Origin of the sequence: Arthrobacter sp. ISL-28, assembly GCF_018613875.1 — a bacterium.
Classification (GTDB): domain Bacteria; phylum Actinomycetota; class Actinomycetes; order Actinomycetales; family Micrococcaceae; genus Arthrobacter.
The window spans coordinates 144414-165194 of the sequence record NZ_JAGGPJ010000013.1 but is presented as its reverse complement, the minus strand read 5'-3'; the positions used below and the strand labels follow the sequence as shown (position 1 = coordinate 165194).

Below are 20781 nucleotides of genomic sequence, written 5' to 3'. Positions count from 1 at the left end.
CCTTAGCCTCCCGTGCTTCCGCCCTTGGAGCTGCTGCCGAAGCCGCCCCTGCTGACCGTGCCGCCCTTGGTGCTGTATCCCGTGGACGTCTTGGCGCCCTGCGGAACGGTCCTGGTGAAGTTCGGATAGGACGACCGGTTCTGGCCCACACCCGGAACGCTGGCGCCGCGGGCGTAGAAGTACCAGGCGTAAAGGCCCCCGCCGCGGCCGGCCGTGCTGCTGCACTGGGTGTCCTCCACCCGTTCACCGGTTTCGTCGTTGAAGCAGACCTGGGCGTAGTCGGGTTCCTGTTCGTTGCTCGCCACGATCGCGGTGATGGTGCCGGCCAGCAGCGCTGTCACGCCCAGCCCCACCACTACGGTGCGGCGCTGGGAGCGCTTCTTCCGGGCCGCCGCCGCGTTCAGGTCGCGCTCGCGCTCCCTGGCGAAGGGGTCGATGATGGGTCTGGGCTGTCCGCTCTGACTGTCGGGCTTCAGCAGCCCGGGGTCCTGCAGTTCGGGCCGGAGCTCCGGCTTGGGCACCTGCCACGGCGGCGGCTTCGGGGCGCCGGCGGCGGACGCAGCATCGCGCGCCTCGCCGTCGCTGTCCTGCGGCTGGTCTTTCTCCGGGTCCATGAGTCCCCCTGCCGGTCCATGCTGATTGGGTCAGGCTTGATAGGTTCACGCCGGTGGCGCGGCCGTCCTGGGGCAGGCTGCAGCCCGCACGTAAATCCTGCTGCCAGCCTAGTAGCTGCACCCCTGGACCGAGAACAAAATCGTGGCCGCAAGTCATCATGAGTTTGCGGAGACACAGCCCTGCGCCAAGAACCTAGACTGTTGCCATGGAAACCGCCACTCTGCTTGCCGTCTGCCGGGTACACCAACTGCTCCCTGATGAGGGGAGCGTGGGTGTCACCGCGATCGACAAACGCCCCGTGGAAGGGCCCGTGAAGGTACACAAGCTTGGCCTGCACGGTGACATCCAGGCGAGCCGGATCCACCACGGCGGCGAGGACCAGGCCCTGTACGCCTACTCCCAGGCCGATGCCGACTACTGGGTCGGCGAACTGCAGCGTGAACTGCCGCCGGGAATATTCGGCGAGAACCTGCGGGTTTCCGGCATCGACACCACCGGCGCCGTGATCGGCGAGCGCTGGAAGATCGGGCTGGACGTCGAAGTCGAGGTCACCTCGCCGCGGGTGCCGTGTGCTGCATTCCAGCGGCGCATGGGGGAGAGCCAGTGGGTCAAGCGCTTCACTGACGCCGGACTGGTCGGCACCTATCTCCGGGTGATCCGCACCGGCTCAGTCCAGGCAGGAGACCACATCCACCGGCTCTTCGTTCCACGCCATGGCGTGACGATCGGGCGCTGGTTCAGCCAGCCCGATGTCGAAGCCATGGAGGCCCTCCGGGACGCCGAGGCGGACGGCGAAGTCCGTCTGCAGCCCGAGTACCACGACGAATTCGAGAAACTGCTCCGCCGCGTGGGCAGCTAGCCGCCGGCTCTTACCGCCGCCCGCCGTCGTTCTTCCTGGTCTTTTCTGCACCACTTTGCACAGCTTGGCGTGGGGAGCCGCCGCAGTGGCGCGGATGAGGCCTCTGTGGCCGCCGGAAAGTGGTGCAGATCTGCCGCCAGCCGTCCAGCCAGCCCATCGGCGGCCACGGCCCCGGAGCCTCGAACGGCGGAAATGAACGACGGCGGAGGACCACTGTGTGGCCAAGCTCACTGGCGCTCCAGGCCCCTCGGTTATTCATGTGCGGAAGTATGCCCTACACTTGAAATATCCCCCACTCCGGAAATCCCTTATTCCTGCCCAATTTTTGAGGCAGGACTGGCAAGTGTTGGAGTCCGCAAATGTGATGCGGGCATTTTCATAGGGAGAGCCGGCTAAAGAAAACGCTGTACAGACTGCTGGGATAGCAGCCAAGAGATGCAGCGGGAAGTCCTGCCACGGGATTGCGAAAGCGCCGGACTTCTCCGTGACCGGCCGGTCAATGTATGCCCGGCAATCACGGCACATGTACTGCGGCTCCGCTCACCTCGGGTTGTGCCGCCTGGCCCCCTATGGATGAGGAAAACTTCCCTATGCCCGAAAATCACAACGACGCGATCGAGACCGAGAACACGGTTAACACCGAGAGCGCTGCCGCAGAGGCACCTCAGGCTGAAGCCCCCCAGGCTGACGAAGCAACCAAAGAAGCTCCCCAGGCTGACCGCGCCAGCGGCGAAGCTGACACTGAAGCCGATGGCGTCCGTTTCGTGGACCTCGGCATCGACCCCCGCGTCCTCGCCGCCCTGCAGGACGTCGGCTACGAAAAGCCTTCCCCGATCCAGGCAGCAACCATCCCGCTGCTGCTCGAAGGCCGCGACGTCGTGGGCCTCGCCCAGACCGGCACCGGTAAGACTGCAGCATTCGCAGTACCGGCACTGTCCCGCCTTGCCGAGCTCCACGACCTCAACGGCCCGTCCCGCAAGACACAGGCCCTGGTTCTTGCCCCGACCCGTGAGCTGGCGCTCCAGGTTGCCGAGGCTTTCACCTCGTACGCCAAGCACATCGATGACTTCACCGTCCTCCCCGTCTACGGCGGCTCCGCCTACGGCCCCCAGCTGGCCGGCCTGCGCCGCGGCGCCCAGGTTGTTGTCGGTACTCCCGGCCGCGTGATCGACCACATCTCCAAGGGCTCCCTGGACCTGTCGGAACTTCAGTACCTCGTCCTGGATGAGGCCGACGAAATGCTGCGCATGGGCTTCGCCGAAGACGTGGAGCAGATCTTCCAGCAGACCCCCTCGGACCGCCAGGTCGCCTTGTTCTCGGCCACCATGCCGAGCCAGATCCGCCGGATGTCCAAGCAGTACCTGAACAACCCGGCCGAGATCTCGGTGAAGTCCAAGACGACCACCGGTGCCAACACCAAGCAGCGCTACCTGCAGGTCATGGGCCCGCACAAGCTCGATGCGCTGACCCGCATCCTCGAGGTTGAAGAGTTCGACGGCGTCATCGCGTTCGTGCGCACCAAGATGGCCACCGAGGACCTCGCCGACAAGCTGAAGTCCCGCGGTTTCCAGGCTGCCGCCATCAACGGCGACATCCCGCAGCAGCAGCGCGAACGCACTGTTGACGCGCTGAAGGAAGGCCGCATCGACATCCTGGTTGCCACCGACGTTGCTGCCCGTGGTCTTGACGTGGAACGCATCAGCCACGTGATCAACTACGACATCCCGCATGACACCGAGTCCTACGTGCACCGCATCGGCCGCACCGGTCGTGCAGGCCGTTCCGGCGACGCCATCCTTTTCATGACGCCGCGGGAGAAGTACCTGCTGCGCTCCATCGAAAAGGCCACGCGCCAGCCGGTCGAGCAGATGCACCTGCCCACCGCTGAGACCGTGAACACGCTGCGTCTGGGCAAGTTCGCCGAGCGCATCACCGAGACTCTCGAGTCCGAGGATGTTGCGGCGTTCCGCGACCTCATCGCCTCCTACGAGGAGGAGCACAACGTTCCCGCCGCCGAGATCGCTGCAGCACTGGCTGTCATGGCTCAGGGTGGACAGCCGCTCCTGGTCAAGGAACTGCCTGCTGCTCCTGAATTCCAGAAGCGCGAACGCTCCAAGGACGGCTTCGGCTCCCGCGGCCCGACCCGCACCCTGACCGAAGGCAACGCCACCTACCGGATCGCCGTCGGACGCCGTCAGCGCGTCATGCCGGGTTCCATCGTTGGCGCCATCGCCAACGAAGGCGGCATCTCCTCGGCCCAGATCGGCGGCATCGACATCCGCTCTGACCACTCCCTCGTGGAACTTCCAGCGGACCTGAGCCCGGAGCAGCTGCGCGCCCTGTCCCGCACCCGGATCGGCGGCGAGCTCATCCACCTCGAGCTGGACAACGGACGCAAGCCTTCCGGTGACCGCGGCAGCTACCAGGGCAACCGCGGCGGTGAGCGCGGCGGCAACTTCAAGGGCTCCGGCGGCTTCAAGAAGGAATTCCGGAAGAACGACGGCGACCGCGGCGGTTACGCCGGCGGCGGCGAGCGTTCCTCGGCGGACCGCGGCGGACGCTCCTACAGCGACCGCGCAGAGCGCAACGTCAGCGCCGACGCCGGTGCAGGCCGAGGGCAGTCCAGCGACTCCCGTTTCGGCGGCCACGGCGATGGTTCACGCAAGCCCCGCCACGGCAATGAAGGCGGACACCGCGACTTCAACCGCAAGGGCAAATGGTAATCGGCAGGTGTTAACCACCGCCCGGTCGTACCGGTGTCAGGGGAGTAACTCCCCAGCACCAGCTCTCGGCTAACAATGCAGGGACCGGCTTTCGAGCCGGTCCCTGCGCATTTAAGGCCAAGCTCATTTCAGGGACAGACCAGGCTCATTTCAGGGACAAGCCGGGGACGCGGGCGTTGGCTCGGACGGCAGGGCCTCCAAAGGCGCTGTGAGGCACCGCAGCAGCGCCGTCGATCGCCCTCCGGAGGCGCTAATGGGCCCTTTCGAAGGCCAGAAAAATCGTTCCGGCGCAACTGTTTCGTCCCCTCCCCAGGGGCCGGTCCGCCGATTTGTTGAGTGGCATATCTTCCGGTAGAGTATTTACTCGTTGCCCCCCTAGCTCAGTGGTAGAGCGCGTTCTTGGTAAGAACGAGGTCACCGGATCGATTCCGGTGGGGGGCTCTGAATGAGGGCCTGTGTCAGGGCGGTCTTGACCGGCTTGGCACAGGTTTTTCTCATTCGTGGCGGTGTAGCTCAGTTGGTTAGAGCGCACGACTCATAATCGTGAGGTCGGGAGATCGAGCCTCCCCACCGCTACAGGATCAGCAGGCCAGAGGCATGACGCTTCTGGCCTGCTTTTGGTTTAAGTCCCGTGCAGGCCAGCGGACAGGGTACTGGTTCCATGCTGGTGTGTCAGCCAGCCCGCGACGGCAAGAAAAAGCCCCGCGCCGCCGTCGAGCGGCGCGGGGCATTTCTTCCAGGGCCCCCCAAGAACCCTGGCGCCGGCGGGCGCGAACGCCCTATACCCTCGTGACGCCGACCGTCACGTTCGGGCAGCGGTCCGCGTAGCGGATCAGCGCGGCCTTCTCCACGCTGTCCACCCGCAGACCCCACCGGATCTTCACCGCGATCCACTGGCCGATGTAGGCGCAGCTGTTCGCGGGAGGCATCCACGACTCCGGACCCCTTGCCTGCTTGGCGGAGTTCAACGCCGCCGTCAGGGCATTCAGGGACCGGGAGTCGCTGAGGTCGTTGTAAAACGCCACCCGGCGCGCCTGAGACCAGTAGCGCGCCCCCGAACCCCATGCCTCGTGGACGGGGACGGTGTGGTCGATCTCCACGGCTGAAGCGGAGTAGTGCGTCCGGTTGTCCCAGACGGACACCCAGCGCCCGGTGCGCAGCGTGCACTTCCGCGCGGTGGTGAAGGTTACGGGCGCCTTTGTCTCCTGCAGGAGGACTTCGGCCCTGGTGTTCTGGCAGTCGCGGTTGGTGTCCAGCCAGGAACCGAAGTAGCGGGTCCTGTCGTAGCCGGCGTTGTTCTCGGCCGCCACCGGGAGTGAGCGGGCCGCGGTGCGCAGCGGCGCCGAATAATAGGGGGCAGCCTCTGAGGGGACGGCCAGTCCCGCGAGCAGCAGGCCCGCCGCCAGGCCGGAGGCGGCAAGGGACTTGCCCCAGGCCCCGGGCCCGACGAATGCGGCGAGTGATGCGGCCCGGCTTCGGACATGCTTGAACCGGCGTGTCGGCATGATTTCCCCATTAAAGTCCTTGAAAAGTCGCGCACCTTCAGTGGTGCGATGACCAGCATGGCAGGCCGAAATGCCCGAAATCCGATCCTTGATGAGGTCTTGATGGAATCCTGTGCCATTGGTGCGGCTGGCCGCCGGAAGCCGCGGAACGTTGTCATCCTGCGCCGGGCAATCTAGGGTCGGGAGCCTAGGCTCGGACCGTATCAGGCTCACCACAGGAGGCCCGTCATGGCCAAACTGATCTACTCGTTCATCATGTCCCTCGACGGCTACGTGGCGGACGGCGACGGCCGCTTCGACTGGGGCGAGCCGGACGAGGAAGTGCACACTTTCGTCAACGGGCTCCAGCGCGGGATCGGCACCTATCTGTTCGGGCGGCGCCTCTATGAGGTGATGGTGGCGTGGGAAGATCCCGCCGCCTTCGCGCAGGAACCTCCCTACATCCAGGACTTCGCTGAGCTCTGGAAAGCGGCTGACAAGGTGGTGTTCTCCCGGACCCTGGCCAGGCCGTCCAGCGAACGGACCCGCATCGAGCGCGAATTCGACGCCGGCGCCGTCAGGCAGCTCAAGGCGGATGCCGGGCAGGACCTGGCCGTGGGCGGTCCGGAGCTCGCCGCCGCCGCCATCCGGGCAGGCCTGGTGGATGAATTCCAGATGTTCATCTCCCCCCTGGCGGTAGGAGGCGGCAAAAAGTACCTCCCCGACGACGTCCGCCTGGACCTGGAATTGCTGGAAGAACGGCGTTTCGGCAACGGCGTCGTGTTTCTCCGTTACGCCAACCGCACCTGACGCCCGGCTGGACGCAGCCGCACACTGGGACAGAATGGGTGCATGACCCGCATCGCGATAATCGGCGGCCACGGCAAAGTGGCCCTCCAGCTGTCCGCCCTGCTCATGGACGAGGGGCACAGCGTCACGTCCTTCATCCGCAACCCCGACCACACCGCCGACGTCGCTGCCACCGGCGCGTCGCCGGCGGTCCTTGACGTGGAAAATTCGACGACGGCGGAAATCGCCGCCGCGCTCCGGAACCACGACGCCGTGGTCTGGTCAGCCGGCGCCGGGGGAGGGAACCCGCAGCGCACCTACGCGGTGGACCGCGACGCCGCCATCCGCTCCATGGACGCCGCCGTGGAAGCCGGCGTGAACCGGTACGTTATGGTCTCCTACTTCGGCGCCGGCCCGGACCATGGTGTGCCCGCGGGCCACAGCTTCCACGCCTACGCCGAGGCCAAGGCGGCGGCCGATGAATACCTCCGCGGCAGCGGACTGGACTGGACCATCCTCGGACCCGGGACACTGACTGACGGGCCCGGGAACGGGCTGATTGACGTTAACCCGGCCGACCCCTCCGCGGGGACCCAGACGTCGCGGGCCAACGTTGCCATCGTCGCCGCCGCAGTGCTGGACCAGCCCGGCTGCATAGGCCGCACCATCGAATTCCGGGACGGCAGCCTCCCGGTGCCGGCCGCTCTCGGACTCGCGAGGTAGCAGCGGGCTGCGGAGCTGTTCCCGGTAGAGTGGAAGGGCATGGCCCGCTCCTTGATGCCTGAGGGCGCGGGGCCTACACTCCGGGGAAAGTGAGCACATGGACCAGCTGGCACTCATCATCGGACTGCTGCTGGCCACCGTGGTGGCAGTGGGCCTGGGGGACCGGCTGCGCCTGCCGTACCCCGTCCTGATGCTCCTCCTGGCCGTCGCACTGACGTTCATCCCCGGTTTCCCCGAGCTGGAGATCCCGCCCGAACTGATCCTGCCGATCTTCCTGCCGCCGCTGCTGTTCGCCACGGCCCAGCGCAGTTCGTGGGCGGTGTTCCGGGTCCGGTGGCGCACACTCGTCATGCTGGCGGTGGCCCTCGTGGTGATCTCCACCGCGGTGGTTGCCGGCGCCGCGTGGCTCATGATTCCCGGGATCGGCATCCCGGCGGCCATCGCCCTCGGCGCCATGGTGGCCCCGCCGGACCCGGTGGCTGTCGAGTCCATTGCCGGGCGCGTCCACATGCCGCGGCGGCTGATCACTGTGCTGCAGAGTGAGGGGCTCTTCAACGACGCCGCCGCCATCGTCATCTTCCAGGCGGCCGTTGCCGCCGCTGTCGCCGGCACCAGAATAGGGCCCGACGTCGTCCTCCAGTTTGTGGTGGGCGCTGCCCTTGCCGTCGTGGTTGGCATTGCCATGGGCTGGCTGACGTCGCTGATCACCAGGCTCGTGGCGTCCATGGTCGCGCGCAGCGCGGTCACGCTGGTGGTGCCGTTTGCCGCGTACATCCTGGCTGAAGAGTTCCACGCGTCCGGGGTGATCGCCGTCGTGGTCACCGCGTTGGAGATGCAGCGGCACTCGCGCCCGCAGGACGCCGCCGAGCGCGTAACCAGGACGGCCTTCTGGGACGTGGTGGAGCTCCTCGTGACCGGCCTGGCTTTCGGGCTCGTGGGGCTCGAAATCCAGGACGTGATCCACGCGGAAGGCGCCGGCGTCCTGGGAATGGTGGGCACCGCCGTCGTGGTCTGCATCCTGGTGTTCGCAGTACGGTTCGGCTGGCTGGGGCTGCTGGCCCTGTCCGCCCGCCACCGCAGGAACCTGCTGCAGCCGACATCGGTCAAGGAAGTGCTGATCCTGACCTGGTGCGGGATGCGCGGCCTCGCCACGCTGGCCCTTGCATTGGCGCTGCCGCTAACGCTCGCGGACGGCACCCCGTTCCCCGCCCGGGAACAGCTGCTGATTACCGCCTGTGCGGTGCTCCTCGCGACGCTCGTGCTGCCCGGGCTCACCCTGCCCTGGCTGATGCGGGTGCTGAAGGCGTCCCAGGACGGCACCGAGGAACGGGATGCGGCCCGACTGCTCGCCCAGCGCGCGCAGTCGGCTGCCGTGGCGGCGCTCAAGGACCACGACCTGATGAAAGAACTCCCGCCGGAGAAAGTGGCACGCGTGAAGGAGAAGATGACCCGGCTGCATGCCGAGCTCCTGGACGGCAGCCTGCGCAATGAAAGCCTCCGGGAAAAGCGCGAGCGCGGCCGTGAGCTGGCCATCGCTGTCCAGACTATCGCCCTGGACGCCGCGCGGCAGGAAGTGGTGGCGGCCCGCAACGAGCCGGACATGGATCCCGAGGTGGCGGACAGGGTGCTCCGGCAGCTCGACCTGCGGACCATGATCATGCCGGACTAAGTCGCCACGAGGCGGCTTAGGCCGGAACGGACAGCTCCAGGTCCAGGGTGTTTGCCTCCACGTAATCCAGGGCGCATCTGACGGCACCCACTGTCACGATGGAGTCGCCCAGCGGGGAAACGGCCACCCGCGGCGGGGTGGCCGTGAATTCCTTCAGCCGTTCGTGGATCGATTCGAGCAGCACGCCGGCGGAATTTGCCACGGCGCCGCCGATAACCACGAGCTCCGGGTTGAGCATTGATGCCACGGCTCCGATCACGCGTGCCATCCGGTCAGCCAGCCGGTCCAGGATTTTCAGCGCCACCGCATCGCCCGCAGCGGCGGCCGCGAAAACATGTTCCGCCTCTGCGCCGTCCCGGGCATGCTCGCGCAGCGATGTCTTGGCCCTGCCTGCCAGGGCCTCCGCTGCCCAGGTCCGAGCCAAGGTGGCGATGCCGAAGGTGTCGCCCACGCCCTCCACCATGTCGAGGAACGCCAGCTCGCCGGCGCCGCCGCGGCTGCCGTGCACCAGCCGGCCTCCGTCGATCACTCCGGAACCGAAGCGTTCACTGGCCAGGATGACGACGACGTCGTCCACACCCGCCGCCGCTCCGCGCCACCGGTCACCCAGGGCGGCGAGGTTGGCGTCGTTTTCGAGCAGCACCGTCCATCCTCGGCGCTCCCGCAATGCGGTCTTGAGCCCGACGTCGAACAGCCCCCAGAAATGCTGGGTTGCCAGCACCTCCCCATTCCGGTCCACGGGGGCAGCGATGCCAGCGCAGACGGCGAGGACTGAATCCGGGGAGGCGCCCACGCTGTCCAGCGCCATCATGGCTGTCCGGTCAACGACCGAGAGGCGTTCCTCCGCGGCGATTTCGGCGCCGGCGAACGGCTGGCTGGAGCGCCCCAGAGCCTTCCCACGGAGATCGGACACCACCACAGTGGTCTTGGAGATGCCCACGTCCATGCCCAGCACATAGCCGGCGCGCTCGTTGAGCTCGAAGCGGCGCGCGGGCCGGCCCTTCTGATAGCCGCCGAACGCCCGCTGGTTTTCCAGCTCCCTGATCCAGCCCCGCTCCATGAGGTCTTCGCACACCGAGATGGCGGTGGCCCGCGTGAGCCCGGTGGCATGCATGACCTCAGTGACCGTCACCGCCTGGGATGCGCGCATGAAATCCAGGACGGCTCCGGCACTCACCCGGCGCAACAGCTGGGGCGTTGCCGACGTCATTTCGGACATGGTGTTGACCTCCTTGTGCTTTGCACCACATAATACTTGAGGAACTAAATTTAGATTCCAAATAAACTTTGAGCACGGTGGGCCGGACGGCCGCCGACCACTGGCTTTCTTCCAGCCCCTCACCCCGTCTTTTGCAAAGGAGCAACCGTGAACAGCATCCTGAAGCACTGCCCGCCCGGACCCCAACAGCAGCCCCGCCAGTTCCGCACGACAGTTTCCGCCCTGTGAGCGCCGCCTCGCTGAGTGCGAAAGCGGAACCCAGCCGCCGCTCGCTGCTGAAAGCCGCGGGCCTCGCCGGTGCCGCCTTCATGGTTCCCCTCTCCGGCTGCGGCGCCACGTCCGGCGCGCACAACGGGATCACCACCCTCCGGTTCATGCAGAACAAGCCCGAGGTCGTGGCCTACTTCAACCAGGTGATCAAGGACTTCGAGGCGTTGAACCCGGACATCCGTGTGATCCAGGACTTCAACGAGGGAAACTTCGTTCCGGGACTCGTCCGCAACGATCCGCCGGACGTCGTGACCCGCGGCTTCGCGCAGGCCACGGCCGACTTCGTGAAGAAGGGCATCTTCGCCGACCTTTCGGACATGCCCGTGGCTGCCTCCATCGACCCGAAAATGCAGGACCTCGTCGCCTCGTGGGGCCAGTACAACGGGAGCGAGATCAGCGCCCTGCCGTTTTCCCTTGCAGCTGCCGGCGTCATCTACAACCGCGATATTTTCGAGGCCAAAGGCGTTGCGGTGCCCACCACCTGGGACGAGTTCATCGCGGCCTGCGAAACGTTCAAAGCAGCCGGAATCGCCCCGATCTACGGCACCTTCAAGGACAACTGGACCCTGGGGCAGGGGCTGTTCGACTACGTCGCCGGCGGCTCGCTCGACGTGGCCGGCTTCTTCGCCAAACTCACTGCCAAGGGCGCCGCCATCAGCCCGGATGCAGCGGAGTCCTTCACCAACAACTTCGCCCCGGCGCTGCCCAAGATGCTGCAGCTCGCCTCGTTCTCGCAGAAGGGCGCAGCCAGCAAGAACTACGCGGACGGCAACGCGGCGTTCGCCAAGGGCCAGGCGGCAATGTATCTGCAGGGCCCGTGGGCACTGTCCCAGCTTGTGGCAGCCAACAAGAACGTCAGGCTTGGCAGCTTCCCGCTGCCCGTCACCAACAACCCCGCGGACACCAAGGCCCGGGTGAACGTGGACATGGCGCTGTCCATCACCCGCAACACCCCCAACATGGCCGCGGCCCAGCGGTTCGTGAACTACCTCCTGGAACCATCGGTGGTGAACGCGTACAACGAAAAGAACGCCGCATACTCGCCGCTCAAGGACGCCCCCGCCGTCGAAAACCCGCAGATCAGCGGACTCAACACCTCCGTCAGGGACGGGCGTTACTACCAGGGAGCCACTACGTACTTCCCGCCGTCGGTGCCGCTGTACAACTACGTCCAGTCCTTTGTGTACACCCAGAACGGCGAGCAGTTCCTCGCCGCCCTCGACGACGAATGGCGCCGCGTCGCCGAACGCACCGCGGTCTGACCACCACCCCGACTCCAGGAGCCTCAATGACTACAACAGCCCGGGTGGCCCAGACAGCCCGTCCCGCAGGACGCAAGAACCCGACTCCCGCCCCTGCCACCACCGGAACGTTCCGGTCGAAGAACAAGATAGACCCCACGTATTACTGGATGGTGGTGCCCGTCCTGGCACTGTTCGCCTTCTTCATCACCCTGCCGGCACTCGTGGGAGTCTTTTTCAGCCTCACGAACTACGCCGGCTACGGTGACTGGAAATTCATCGGACTCGCCAACTACGTCAACATCTTCAAGGACCCGGCAGTACTGCAGTCCTACATCTTCACCTTCGTCTTCGCGCTGACCACCACCGTGGTGGTCAACATCGTGGCGCTCGCCATCGCCCTAGGCCTGAACGCCAAGATCAAGTGGCGCACCGGCATCCGCACCGTGTTCTTCATCCCCATGGTGCTCTCCGCCCTGATCGTCTCCTTTGTGTTCAACTACCTCTTCTCCAACACCCTTCCGGTGCTCGCTGAACGGTTCGGCTTCACGCCGCTGGCCACGAGCATCCTCGCCAACGAGAACCTTGCCTGGCTCGCCATTGTGCTCGTCACCGTCTGGCAGGCCGCACCCGGCGCCACCATCATCTATCTGGCGGGCCTCCAGAGCGTGCCCTCCGAGGTCTACGAAGCCGCGGACCTCGATGGCGCCGGCAGCTTCCGGCAGTTCCTCAGCCTGACGCTGCCGCTCATCATGGGCTACCTCGTGATCAATGTGATCCTCGGATTCAAGGGCTTCCTGGGAACCTACGAGATCATCGTCGGCCTCACCGGCGGCGGCCCCGGAATGGCCACGCAGTCCGTGGCCATGCGCATCTTCTCCGGCTTCACAGGCGGCGACTATTCCTACCAGATGGCGAACGCCGTCATTTACTTCCTGATCACCTTGCTGATCTCCGTCATCCAGCTGCGCCTCATCCAGCGCCGGGGGGTTTCTCTCTAATGACCACATCCACACTTCCGGAGCCCATTGCCGGAGCACCGGCCCCCGCCGGCAGCAGGACCGGCAGCAGGACCGGCATCAACACCCGAAGCGAGACCCAAAGCGAGACCGGCATCAACACCCGAAGCGAGACCCAAAGCGAGACCGGCATCAGGACAGGCTTCCGCAGTCCAGGCTCCGGCCCTGCCGGCCAGACCCGCCGCTCCAACCGCGAAGGCTTCAAGATCAACTGGTGGCTCACGGCACTGATGCTGGCTGCCTCCCTGACCGTCCTGCTGCCCCTCTACTTCACGGTCGCCATGGCGCTCAAGTCCCCGGACCAGATCAGCGGAACAGGCCTGGCCTGGCCGAACCCGATGAACTGGGAAAACTTCGCGGCCGCCTACGTGGCCACCGACTTCCCGCGGGCTTTCATGTCCACGGCGTTCGTCACGGTGTTCAGCGTCCTCGGCGCCCTGGCCTGCAGCTCGCTCGTGGCCTACGCGATTGCCCGGAACTGGAACCGGAAGTTCTTCCGCGGCTCGTTCGTCTACCTGCTCTCGGCCATGTTCATCCCGTTCCCGGTGATCATCCTGCCCCTGATCAAGCAGACAGCACTGCTTGGCCTGGACAACCCGGCCGGCGTCGTGTTCCTGCACGTGCTGGGCGGCATCTCCTTCAACACGCTTCTCTACATTGCCTTTGTCCGCTCCATCCCGGTTGAGCTGGAGGAGTCGGCCCGCATGGACGGCGCCACCACCTGGCAGGTGTTCCGCAAGATCATCTTCCCGCTGCTGGCCCCAATGAACGCAACGGTGGGCATCTTCGCCTTCCTTGGTTCGTGGAACGACTTCCTGCTGCCCCAGATGATGATCGCGGACCCTGCCCTGCAGACGCTTCCCGTGGTGCAGATGCTCTTCCAAGGCGAATTCAACACCAACTACAGCCTCGCCTTCGCGTCCTACCTGATGGCCATGGCACCCACCCTGGTGGTGTACATCCTGGCCCAGCGGTGGGTACTCTCCGGAGTAATGCGCGGGGCCGTGAAATAGACCCATCAATCCATCCAGCATCAAACATCAATCACAAGAAAAGGATCATCCCTTGTCCACCACTGCCACCCTGGCAACCCTGTCCGATTCCAACCTCGCCGCTGATCCCAACTGGTGGCGCCAGGCTTCGGTCTACCAGATCTACCCGCGCAGCTTCGCCGACTCCAACGGTGACGGCCTGGGCGACATCAAGGGCATCACCGCCAAGGTGCCGTACCTGAAGGAACTGGGCATCGACGCCGTGTGGCTGAGCCCGTTCTACCCCTCGGCCCTCGCCGACGGTGGCTACGACGTGGACGACTACCGCAACGTGGACCCCAAGCTCGGAACGCTCGAGGACTTCGATGAGATGGCCAACGCGCTGCACGCCGCAGGCATCAAGCTGATCGCCGACATCGTCCCCAACCACTCCTCTGACCGGCACGAATGGTTCCGGGAAGCCCTCGCCTCCCCGAAGGGCTCCGCTGCACGCGACCGCTACATCTTCCGTGACGGAAAGGGCCCGAACGGCGAGTTCCCGCCGTCGGACTGGGACTCCGTCTTCGGCGGCCCGGCCTGGGAGCGCATCACCGAACCGGACGGCACCCCCGGCCAGTGGTACATGCACATCTTCGCCAAGGAACAGCCGGACCTGAACTGGGCCAACCGGGAAATCCGCGACGACTTCCTCAAGACCCTGCGGTTCTGGTCCGACCGCGGCGTGGACGGCTTCCGCGTGGACGTGGCGCACGCCCTGACCAAGGACCTCACCGAACCGCTGCTGTCCAAGCTGGAGCTGAGCGCAGCCAACACGGGTACCGACGGGTTCGCCGACGGCTCGCACCCGTTCTGGGACCGCGACGACGTCCACGAGGTCTACGCCGAGTGGCGCGAGGTCTTCAACGAGTACAACCCGCCGCGCACCGCCGTCGCCGAGGCCTGGGTGCACGCCACCCGCCGCCCGCGCTACGCCAGCCCAGCCGGTCTGGGCCAGGCCTTCAACTTCGACCTCCTGCAGGCCGACTTCGATGCCGAGGAATTCCGCGAGATCATCACCCGCAACCTGGCCGAGGCTGCCGCCACCGGCGCCTCCTCCACCTGGGTGTTCTCCAACCACGACGTCGTCCGGCACGCCACCCGCTATGGCCTGCCGAAGGGCTCCAAGGGCTCGAAGGGCAAGCCCGCCAAGGGCCAGGACGGCAAGAGCTGGCTGCTGGCGGGCGGTCCCAAGGAGGAGCTGGACGTGGAGCTCGGCGAGCGCCGTGCCCGCGCCGCCACCCTGCTGATGCTCGCCGTGCCCGGCTCGGCCTACCTCTACCAGGGCGAGGAACTGGGCCTCCAGGAAGTCGCGGAAATCCCCGACGCCGAGCGCCAGGACCCCTCGTTCTTCCGCAACAAGGGCGTGGAAGTGGGCCGCGACGGCTGCCGCGTGCCGCTGCCCTGGGCCGTGGAGGGCACGTCATTCGGTTTCGGCGACGGCGGGGCCCACCTGCCGCAGCCGGACTGGTTCAGCAGGTATGCGGTTGAGGCACAGGACGGCACGCAAGGCTCCACCCTTGAGCTCTACCGCACGGCGCTGAAGCTGCGCCGCGAACTGCAGGCCGCAGAGGAACTGGAATGGATCGAAACCGGCAACCCGGAGGTCCTGCACTTCAGCCGCCCCGGTGGCTGGCGGTCCGTGACCAACTTCGGGGACACCGCCGTCGAGCTTCCCGCGGGCACGGTGCTGGTCAGCAGTGCTCCGCTGGTGGACGGCAAGCTGCCGGCCAACACCACGGCCTGGCTGCGCTGACGCTGCAGCTGGTCGCGGAGCACCAACCCCGCCCGGTGGCGGTGCCTCATCAGGGGCGCCGCCGCCGGGGCGTTTAAGGGCTGTGCCATCCGCGGACGAAGTGAAAGAGTGATGCAATGACTGAAAACACTGCGATTCCCGCCAGCCGCCTCCTTTACGGCTGCATGGGCCTGGGCGGCAACTGGTCCGACGATCCGCATACCACCACCGACGTGGAAACGGCGGCTGCGGCCATTGAGGCTGCGATGGACATCGGGGTAACGCTGTTCGACCACGCAGACATTTACCGCGGCGGCAAGGCAGAGGCGGTGTTCGGCGAGGTCTTGGCCGCCACTCCCGGCCTGCGCAGCCGCATCCAGCTGCAGACGAAGTGCGGCATCCGCCTTAACGAGCGCGGACTGGAGACCCACTACGACCTGAGCAGCGACGCCATCATCGAACGGGTGAACGGCAGCCTCGAGCGCCTGCATACCGACTATGTGGACGTCCTCCTGCTGCACCGCCCGGACCCCCTGATGGATCCGGCGGAGGTGAGAGCCGCCGTCGGGAAGCTGATGGCGGAAGGCAAGGTGCGGGCGCTGGGCGTGTCCAACATGTCGGCGGACCAGATCGAATTCCTGCAGGACAGCCTCGAGACCCCCGTGGTGGCCAACCAGCTGGAACTGAGCCTGCTCAAGCGGGACTGGCTGGAGAGCACGGTGCTCGTCAACCATCCGGACGCCGCGGACTACAGCTTTCCGCACGGAACGCTCGAATACTGCGCCCGGCACGGGATCACCCTGCAGGCCTACGGCGCCCTGGCCCGGGGCCACTACACCGGCAATCCGCCCGAGCGGCACACGCCCGCCGAGGCCGCTACCGCGGAGCTGCTGGCCGAGATGGCGCGGGAGAAGGGAACCACGGTGGAGGCGGTGCTGCTCGGGTGGCTCATGAAGCACCCGGCGGGCATCGCCCCGGTGATCGGCACCGCGAACGCTGACCGGATCCGGGCGTGCGCCGGGGCCCCCCGGATGGCGGAGACTATGAGCCGGGCCGAGTGGTACCTGCTCTGGGTGACGGCGCGGGGGAGGAACGTCCCTTAAACCCAACTGGGTAGCAGTTGGCGCGGTTCTGAGCCCTCAGAACGATGCGTGCTGCTACCCAGTTGGGCCGGCTGAAACGGGAGCCTAGGTCAGCGGGGCGACCTCAGAATAGGTGGAGGAATCGCCCTTCAGCGACTGGCTCTGGGTGCCGTCCACACTCACAGGAATGTCCCCGGCGATGGTCACCCGGTTGAGCTTGCGGGGCTGTCCGTCATAGTTGTCCGGCGCGTAGTGCTGCGTGATCCGGTTGTCGAACAGCACCAGCTGGTTCGGCTCCCAGTTCACCCGCACGATGTTCTCGGGCCGGGTGACGTAGGCCTGGAGCAGCCGGATGATGTCCCGGGATTCAGTGTTGGACAGCCCCACGATCCGAAGGCGCTGCGCGAAGCCCCCAATGAACAATCCGCGCTCGCCGGTCAGGGGGTGGACGCGCACCACGGGGTGGGCGGTTTCGAACTTAAGCCGGGTGAACTCCTTGCGGCGCTCCTCGGCGTTGGCGTGTTCAAGGTTCTTGGGCACGGAGTAGTCGTAATCGTTGGTGTGGATCGCCCAGAGCGTGTTTGCGAAATTCCGCAGCTCATCCGGCAGGTCGCGGTAGGCGCCGGCGGAGGAGGCGATCAGCGTCTCGCCGCCGTACGCCGGCAGATCGATGCTGCGCAGCGTCGAGGCCTGCGGAGGGTTGACCACGAACGTGACGTCGGTGTGCCAGTTGTTGGCGGAGCCGTTCTCGCTGTCCACCGGCAGGACGTTCTCCTCGCCCTCCACGGACGCCACCGTCGGGTGGGCCTTGGTCAAGGGTCCGAAATGGCTGGCGAACTTCACCTGGGCTTCGTCGGAGAGGATGTTCGCCTCCCGAAAGACGAGTGCCTTGTGCTCGTTCAGCGCGGTGCGGATCTGCGCCACGGTCTCCGCCGAGAGGTCCCCGCTGAGGTCCAGTCCGCGGATCTCGGCGCCGATTCGGGAGCCGAGCTTGGCGAATTCGAGTTTGGTTTCGGTAATGATGGTCATTGTTCTTCCTTACTGTTGTGCCGTTTGCGGTGGATTACTTGGAAATGAGGCCGTTGAATTCGTTGGTGTAGAGCTTTTTGGGGTCGAGATCGTCCTTGATGATGCCGACGGACTTCAGGTATTCGTTCCAGCGGGTGAAGTCCTCGTCCTTGATCTCTCCCTTGGCGGGGACGCCCACGCTGTTCCAGTACTGCAGGGCGGCGGGGTTCTCATTGCGGCCTCGCTCCTTCAGGATCTTGGTGAAGCGTGCAATGACTTCCTTCCTCGGCGTGGCGCGCGCCCACTCGATTGCCTTCGCCACGCCTGTAGTGAACGTCCGGGTCGTGTTGGGGTTCTGCGCGATGAAGTCGGTGCGCAGGACGTATGGCCCGCCCGCAAAGCTGCCGAACAGATCGAAATCGCTGAAGACGGACCTCAGGCCGCCATTGGCGATCGCCCTGTTCTGAAGGACGCCGCCGAGTGAACCGGCATCCACCTGGCCGCGGCGGATGGCTTCCTCGGTGTCGTTGGGCGGGACCACGACGAGCTGGACCAGCTTGATCTCCTCGGGGGTGAGGCCGTTTTTGCGGAGGTAGGTGTTGATGACGGCCTCCGAATGGGCGCCCAGGGTGTTGACCGCGATTTTCTTGCCGATAAAGTCGCGGGCCGTCCTGATGGGGCTGTCCTCCTTCACATAGAAGCCGTTGAAGGTCTTCGCGTCTTCGCCGTAGTAGTTGATGACGGCCTTGACCGGGGCGCCGGCCTCGATGAGCTTCACGACCGCTCCGGCGAACGCTCCGCCGAAATCCGTCTGCCCTGTTGCCGCCGACTGGATATCCTGCGGGCCGCTGATGGTATTCCCCACCCAGTTCAGCTTCACGTCACCCAGGTAGCCGAGGTCTTGGGCGAGCTCCGGAAGGGTCACGGTGTTCGCCCATCCCTGGTAGCGGAGTTCCTTGACTTCACTGGCTCTGTGTTCGCCGGCGTCGGCCGCCGAGGAGCCGCCGCAGCCGGACACCGTCAGGGCGATGACGACGGCGGCCGCAGCACTCAGGATGGTCAGGTGTCGTTTCATGTGGGGTTCCTTCAGTGGATTCATGGTTGGCGCTGTGATCAGTCCTTCTGCCGGCCGCCGCAGCGGCCGATGGCTCGATGTAAGCGCACTTCACCGGCACAGAAAAGCGCCCTGTTCATTCCGGGAAACCCTTGGCAATCCGCGGAAATACGCGGCAATGGAGGGTCATGAGGCTTTCCGTTTCGGCCCGTGAAATCCCGTGACGGCAGGGATGCGGAACTCCGTTTAGGCGCGTAACCTTCCGCTTTTGGTCGTATTGGTCGCTCTCGGGGACCGATCATCGTCGCGCACACGGGTGCGCGCCCGATACGGTAGATGTATGACGTCTACTTCCACTGCCGAGATCACCCGGCACGAACGCAACATCCCTGCCGAAATCGCCCGTTCGTGGCTGCTGGTCAACGCAATGAAAACTGAGCTCTTCGACCAGTCCGCGGTGTCCCGCGCGGACTCCATCATTCTGGACATTGAAGATGCGGTGGACCCTTCGCAGAAGGCTGTAGCCCGTGAAAATGTAGTGAACTGGCTGACGGCCGGCGGTCAGGCCTGGGTCCGCATCAACGACGCACTCAGCCCCTTCTGGGCCGATGACCTCGCCGGGCTCCGCGGCACGCCTGGCCTGCTCGGCATCATGCTGGCCAAGACTGAATCGGCGGACCAGGTCACGGAGAGCTACCACCGCATGGACGGCAAGACCCCCGTGATCCCGCTGGTGGAGAGTGCCGTGGGCATCGAGGAGGCCAACAACATCGCCAAGGCCCAGGGGGCGTTCCGCCTGGCCTTCGGCTCCGGTGACTTCCGCCGTGACACGGGCATGGCGAACACCCAGGAAGCCATGGCCTACCCGCGCGCCAAGCTCGTGGTCGCCAGCCGTGTCGGCAACCTGCCCGGCCCCATCGACGGCCCCACCGTCGGCACCAACCACCCGATCCTGCGCGAGCAGACCGGCATCACGGTAATGATGGGCATGACCGGAAAACTCTGCCTCGCCATCGACCAGACCAGCGTCATCAACGAGGTCATCAGCCCCACACCCTCCGACGTTGCTTGGGCCACGGACTTCATGGCCGACTTCGAAGCCAGCGGCCGCGTCATCCGCGACGGGTCCGACCTGCCGCGCCTGGGCCGTGCCGAGAAGATCATGAAGCTCGCGGTAGCCTTTGGAGTGCAGCCGGCGCTGTAGCCAACACGAACATTCCCAGGAGACCCCGTGACCGATACCCGCTATCTGGTGCACGGGGTCTTTTGGGATGGCCCGCCGGCACCGTCTCCAACGTCCGACGGCGGGCGCCCCGTTTTGCGCCTCCAGCACCTTTCGCCGCCGCACGAGCCGGGGTCCGGGCGCCGCTCCGGCGGTCCGGCCTTCACCGACGTACGGCTCGACGACGGCACCCGCCTCGGTTTCCGGCTTGCGGGTGGCGGCAGGCACTGCCTGGGGCATGCCAGAGTCTTCTCGGCCACCGCACGCGAGCACGTGCCGTGCCCCGCCCGCTCCCAGGCAGTCAAGGGCAGCCAGCGTGAGCGGTGCTTCATGGTGGACGATTTCCGGCTCATGCACGACTTCCACCGCGGCGGACGCGTCCCGTCCGGCCTGCGGAGCTACCTCATGCAGCCCCACTGGCTGTACGTTGCGACCTTCGCGGGCGGCGCCAGCAAGGTCGGCACTGCGTCACACATTCGTAAATGGAACCGGCTGGCAGAGCAGGGAGCGGTCGTGGCCCGGTACGTGGCGCTCGCCGAGGGCGGCCGTGTGGTGCGCCTCCTGGAGGACATGGTCACTCGTGAGGCCGGACTGGCCCAGCAGGTGCGTTCGGCAGCGAAAGCCGCCGCGTTCACCGGTCCCAGGCCCGGCGGCGAGCTGGACGGACTGAACCGCCGGCACGCGGAAGAAATCCGGACGCTGCTGGCGGGCACCGCCGTCGGCGGCTTTGAGACCGTGGACGAGCAGTGGGTGCGTCCCGGGCAGGCGGCCCCGCTGTGCGGCGGCTCGGAGCGGCACCCGTATCCGCACGGGATGGACCGCGGGAGCCACGGCTTCACCCTCAAGGCGCTGTGCGGGAGCCACGGCCTCGCCGCCATTGAGGAATCCGGTTTGGACTTCGTGGTGAACCTGGGGCTGCTGAAGGCCCGGCACGTGGAACTGGGGGAGTTCCGTTCCGAAGTGCCCGCCGTGCAGGAAGCGCTGTTCTGAGGGGAGCCGGACCGAGTGAGGGACCTGCTCCAAGGACTCCAGCCCTGAAAC

17 protein-coding genes and 2 tRNA genes are annotated in these 20781 nt (G+C 66.1%); 14 read left to right on the top strand and 5 right to left on the bottom strand.

The features are described from left to right. Window positions 1-2: 2 nt before the first annotated feature. On the bottom strand, window positions 3-614 hold the full coding sequence (locus J7E80_RS10655; RefSeq protein ID WP_215051415.1) for a Tat pathway signal protein: 612 nt from the start codon (window positions 612-614) through the stop codon (window positions 3-5). A 206-nt stretch (window positions 615-820) separates the two neighbouring features. Between J7E80_RS10655 and J7E80_RS10650 the strand changes: the two genes are divergently transcribed. The 4 genes from J7E80_RS10650 to J7E80_RS10635 all read left to right on the top strand — a co-directional run bounded on the left by J7E80_RS10650 (window position 821) and on the right by J7E80_RS10635 (window position 4773). Then, window positions 821-1474, top strand: coding sequence for an MOSC domain-containing protein (locus J7E80_RS10650; protein WP_215051414.1), 654 nt, complete (start codon window positions 821-823; stop codon window positions 1472-1474). Between the two features lie 590 nt (window positions 1475-2064). Continuing rightward, window positions 2065-4197 (top strand): DEAD/DEAH box helicase, encoded by a 2133-nt coding sequence (locus J7E80_RS10645; RefSeq protein WP_215051413.1) that lies wholly within the window; start codon window positions 2065-2067, stop codon window positions 4195-4197. A 369-nt stretch (window positions 4198-4566) separates the two neighbouring features. Then, a tRNA-Thr gene (locus J7E80_RS10640) sits at window positions 4567-4638 on the top strand. Between the two features lie 61 nt (window positions 4639-4699). Beyond that, window positions 4700-4773 (top strand) — tRNA-Met (locus tag J7E80_RS10635). Window positions 4774-4976: 203 nt separating this feature from the next. Here the strand turns inward: J7E80_RS10635 and J7E80_RS10630 are convergent. Next, entirely contained in the window at window positions 4977-5702 is a 726-nt protein-coding gene (locus J7E80_RS10630) for an HNH endonuclease family protein (protein ID WP_251036708.1), read from the bottom strand. Between the two features lie 228 nt (window positions 5703-5930). Between J7E80_RS10630 and J7E80_RS10625 the strand changes: the two genes are divergently transcribed. From J7E80_RS10625 to J7E80_RS10615, 3 genes are all read left to right on the top strand, one after another. After that, entirely contained in the window at window positions 5931-6491 is a 561-nt protein-coding gene (locus J7E80_RS10625) for a dihydrofolate reductase family protein (protein ID WP_215051412.1), read from the top strand. 42 nt (window positions 6492-6533) lie between these two features. After that, window positions 6534-7193 (top strand): NAD(P)H-binding protein, encoded by a 660-nt coding sequence (locus tag J7E80_RS10620; RefSeq protein ID WP_215051411.1) that lies wholly within the window; start codon window positions 6534-6536, stop codon window positions 7191-7193. A gap of 97 nt (window positions 7194-7290) precedes the next feature. Beyond that, complete coding sequence (locus J7E80_RS10615) at window positions 7291-8862, top strand: Na+/H+ antiporter (RefSeq protein WP_215051410.1); 1572 nt, start codon at window positions 7291-7293, stop codon at window positions 8860-8862. A gap of 16 nt (window positions 8863-8878) precedes the next feature. Here the strand turns inward: J7E80_RS10615 and J7E80_RS10610 are convergent, their stop codons facing one another. Continuing rightward, a complete protein-coding gene (locus J7E80_RS10610) occupies window positions 8879-10081 on the bottom strand; it encodes an ROK family transcriptional regulator (protein WP_215051409.1) in 1203 nt (400 codons plus the stop codon). Between the two features lie 224 nt (window positions 10082-10305). On the opposite strand from J7E80_RS10610, the gene J7E80_RS10605 reads away from it, so the two are divergent. From J7E80_RS10605 to J7E80_RS10585, 5 genes are all read left to right on the top strand, one after another. Continuing rightward, the gene (locus J7E80_RS10605) at window positions 10306-11613 is read left to right on the top strand and encodes an extracellular solute-binding protein (RefSeq protein ID WP_215051408.1); all 1308 of its coding nucleotides are present in this window, start codon (window positions 10306-10308) and stop codon (window positions 11611-11613) included. Window positions 11614-11639: 26 nt separating this feature from the next. Beyond that, window positions 11640-12593, top strand: a complete 954-nt coding sequence (locus J7E80_RS10600; protein WP_215051407.1) for a carbohydrate ABC transporter permease — start codon at window positions 11640-11642, stop codon at window positions 12591-12593. Then, on the top strand, window positions 12593-13624 hold the full coding sequence (locus J7E80_RS10595) for a carbohydrate ABC transporter permease (protein WP_311380800.1): 1032 nt from the start codon (window positions 12593-12595) through the stop codon (window positions 13622-13624). Before J7E80_RS10600 ends, J7E80_RS10595 begins: the two co-directional genes overlap by 1 nt. Window positions 13625-13676: 52 nt before the next feature. Further along, on the top strand, window positions 13677-15395 hold the full coding sequence (locus J7E80_RS10590) for a glycoside hydrolase family 13 protein (protein WP_215051406.1): 1719 nt from the start codon (window positions 13677-13679) through the stop codon (window positions 15393-15395). Between the two features lie 116 nt (window positions 15396-15511). Next, the gene (locus tag J7E80_RS10585) at window positions 15512-16477 is read left to right on the top strand and encodes an aldo/keto reductase family oxidoreductase (protein WP_215051405.1); all 966 of its coding nucleotides are present in this window, start codon (window positions 15512-15514) and stop codon (window positions 16475-16477) included. An 84-nt stretch (window positions 16478-16561) separates the two neighbouring features. Here J7E80_RS10585 and J7E80_RS10580 read toward each other — a convergent pair whose 3' ends face one another. Beyond that, window positions 16562-17485, bottom strand: coding sequence for a TauD/TfdA family dioxygenase (locus tag J7E80_RS10580; protein ID WP_215051404.1), 924 nt, complete (start codon window positions 17483-17485; stop codon window positions 16562-16564). A gap of 34 nt (window positions 17486-17519) precedes the next feature. Next, window positions 17520-18539, bottom strand: coding sequence for an ABC transporter substrate-binding protein (locus tag J7E80_RS10575; RefSeq protein ID WP_215051403.1), 1020 nt, complete (start codon window positions 18537-18539; stop codon window positions 17520-17522). 319 nt (window positions 18540-18858) lie between these two features. Between J7E80_RS10575 and J7E80_RS10570 the strand changes: the two genes are divergently transcribed. Together J7E80_RS10570 and J7E80_RS10565 are read left to right on the top strand one after the other, a co-directional pair. After that, a complete protein-coding gene (locus J7E80_RS10570) occupies window positions 18859-19722 on the top strand; it encodes a CoA ester lyase (RefSeq protein WP_215051402.1) in 864 nt (287 codons plus the stop codon). A 27-nt stretch (window positions 19723-19749) separates the two neighbouring features. Further along, entirely contained in the window at window positions 19750-20730 is a 981-nt protein-coding gene (locus J7E80_RS10565) for a DUF2797 domain-containing protein (RefSeq protein ID WP_215051401.1), read from the top strand. The last annotated feature ends 51 nt before the right edge of the window (window positions 20731-20781 follow it).

Bases quoted from the DNA above. Each gene is read 5' to 3' on its own strand.
- J7E80_RS10575 (WP_215051403.1), bottom strand. From the start codon at position 18,539: ATGAAACGACACCTGACCATCCTGAGTGCTGCGGCCGCCGTCGTCATC.
- J7E80_RS10645 (WP_215051413.1), top strand. From the start codon at position 2,065: ATGCCCGAAAATCACAACGACGCGATCGAGACCGAGAACACGGTTAAC.
- J7E80_RS10625 (WP_215051412.1), top strand. From the start codon at position 5,931: ATGGCCAAACTGATCTACTCGTTCATCATGTCCCTCGACGGCTACGTG.
- J7E80_RS10585 (WP_215051405.1), top strand. From the start codon at position 15,512: ATGACTGAAAACACTGCGATTCCCGCCAGCCGCCTCCTTTACGGCTGC.
- J7E80_RS10620 (WP_215051411.1), top strand. From the start codon at position 6,534: ATGACCCGCATCGCGATAATCGGCGGCCACGGCAAAGTGGCCCTCCAG.
- J7E80_RS10570 (WP_215051402.1), top strand. From the start codon at position 18,859: ATGACGTCTACTTCCACTGCCGAGATCACCCGGCACGAACGCAACATC.
- J7E80_RS10655 (WP_215051415.1), bottom strand. From the start codon at position 614: ATGGACCCGGAGAAAGACCAGCCGCAGGACAGCGACGGCGAGGCGCGC.
- J7E80_RS10610 (WP_215051409.1), bottom strand. From the start codon at position 10,081: ATGTCCGAAATGACGTCGGCAACGCCCCAGCTGTTGCGCCGGGTGAGT.
- J7E80_RS10615 (WP_215051410.1), top strand. From the start codon at position 7,291: ATGGACCAGCTGGCACTCATCATCGGACTGCTGCTGGCCACCGTGGTG.
- J7E80_RS10580 (WP_215051404.1), bottom strand. From the start codon at position 17,485: ATGACCATCATTACCGAAACCAAACTCGAATTCGCCAAGCTCGGCTCC.
- J7E80_RS10650 (WP_215051414.1), top strand. From the start codon at position 821: ATGGAAACCGCCACTCTGCTTGCCGTCTGCCGGGTACACCAACTGCTC.
- J7E80_RS10600 (WP_215051407.1), top strand. From the start codon at position 11,640: ATGACTACAACAGCCCGGGTGGCCCAGACAGCCCGTCCCGCAGGACGC.
- J7E80_RS10630 (WP_251036708.1), bottom strand. From the start codon at position 5,702: ATGCCGACACGCCGGTTCAAGCATGTCCGAAGCCGGGCCGCATCACTC.
- J7E80_RS10595 (WP_311380800.1), top strand. From the start codon at position 12,593: ATGACCACATCCACACTTCCGGAGCCCATTGCCGGAGCACCGGCCCCC.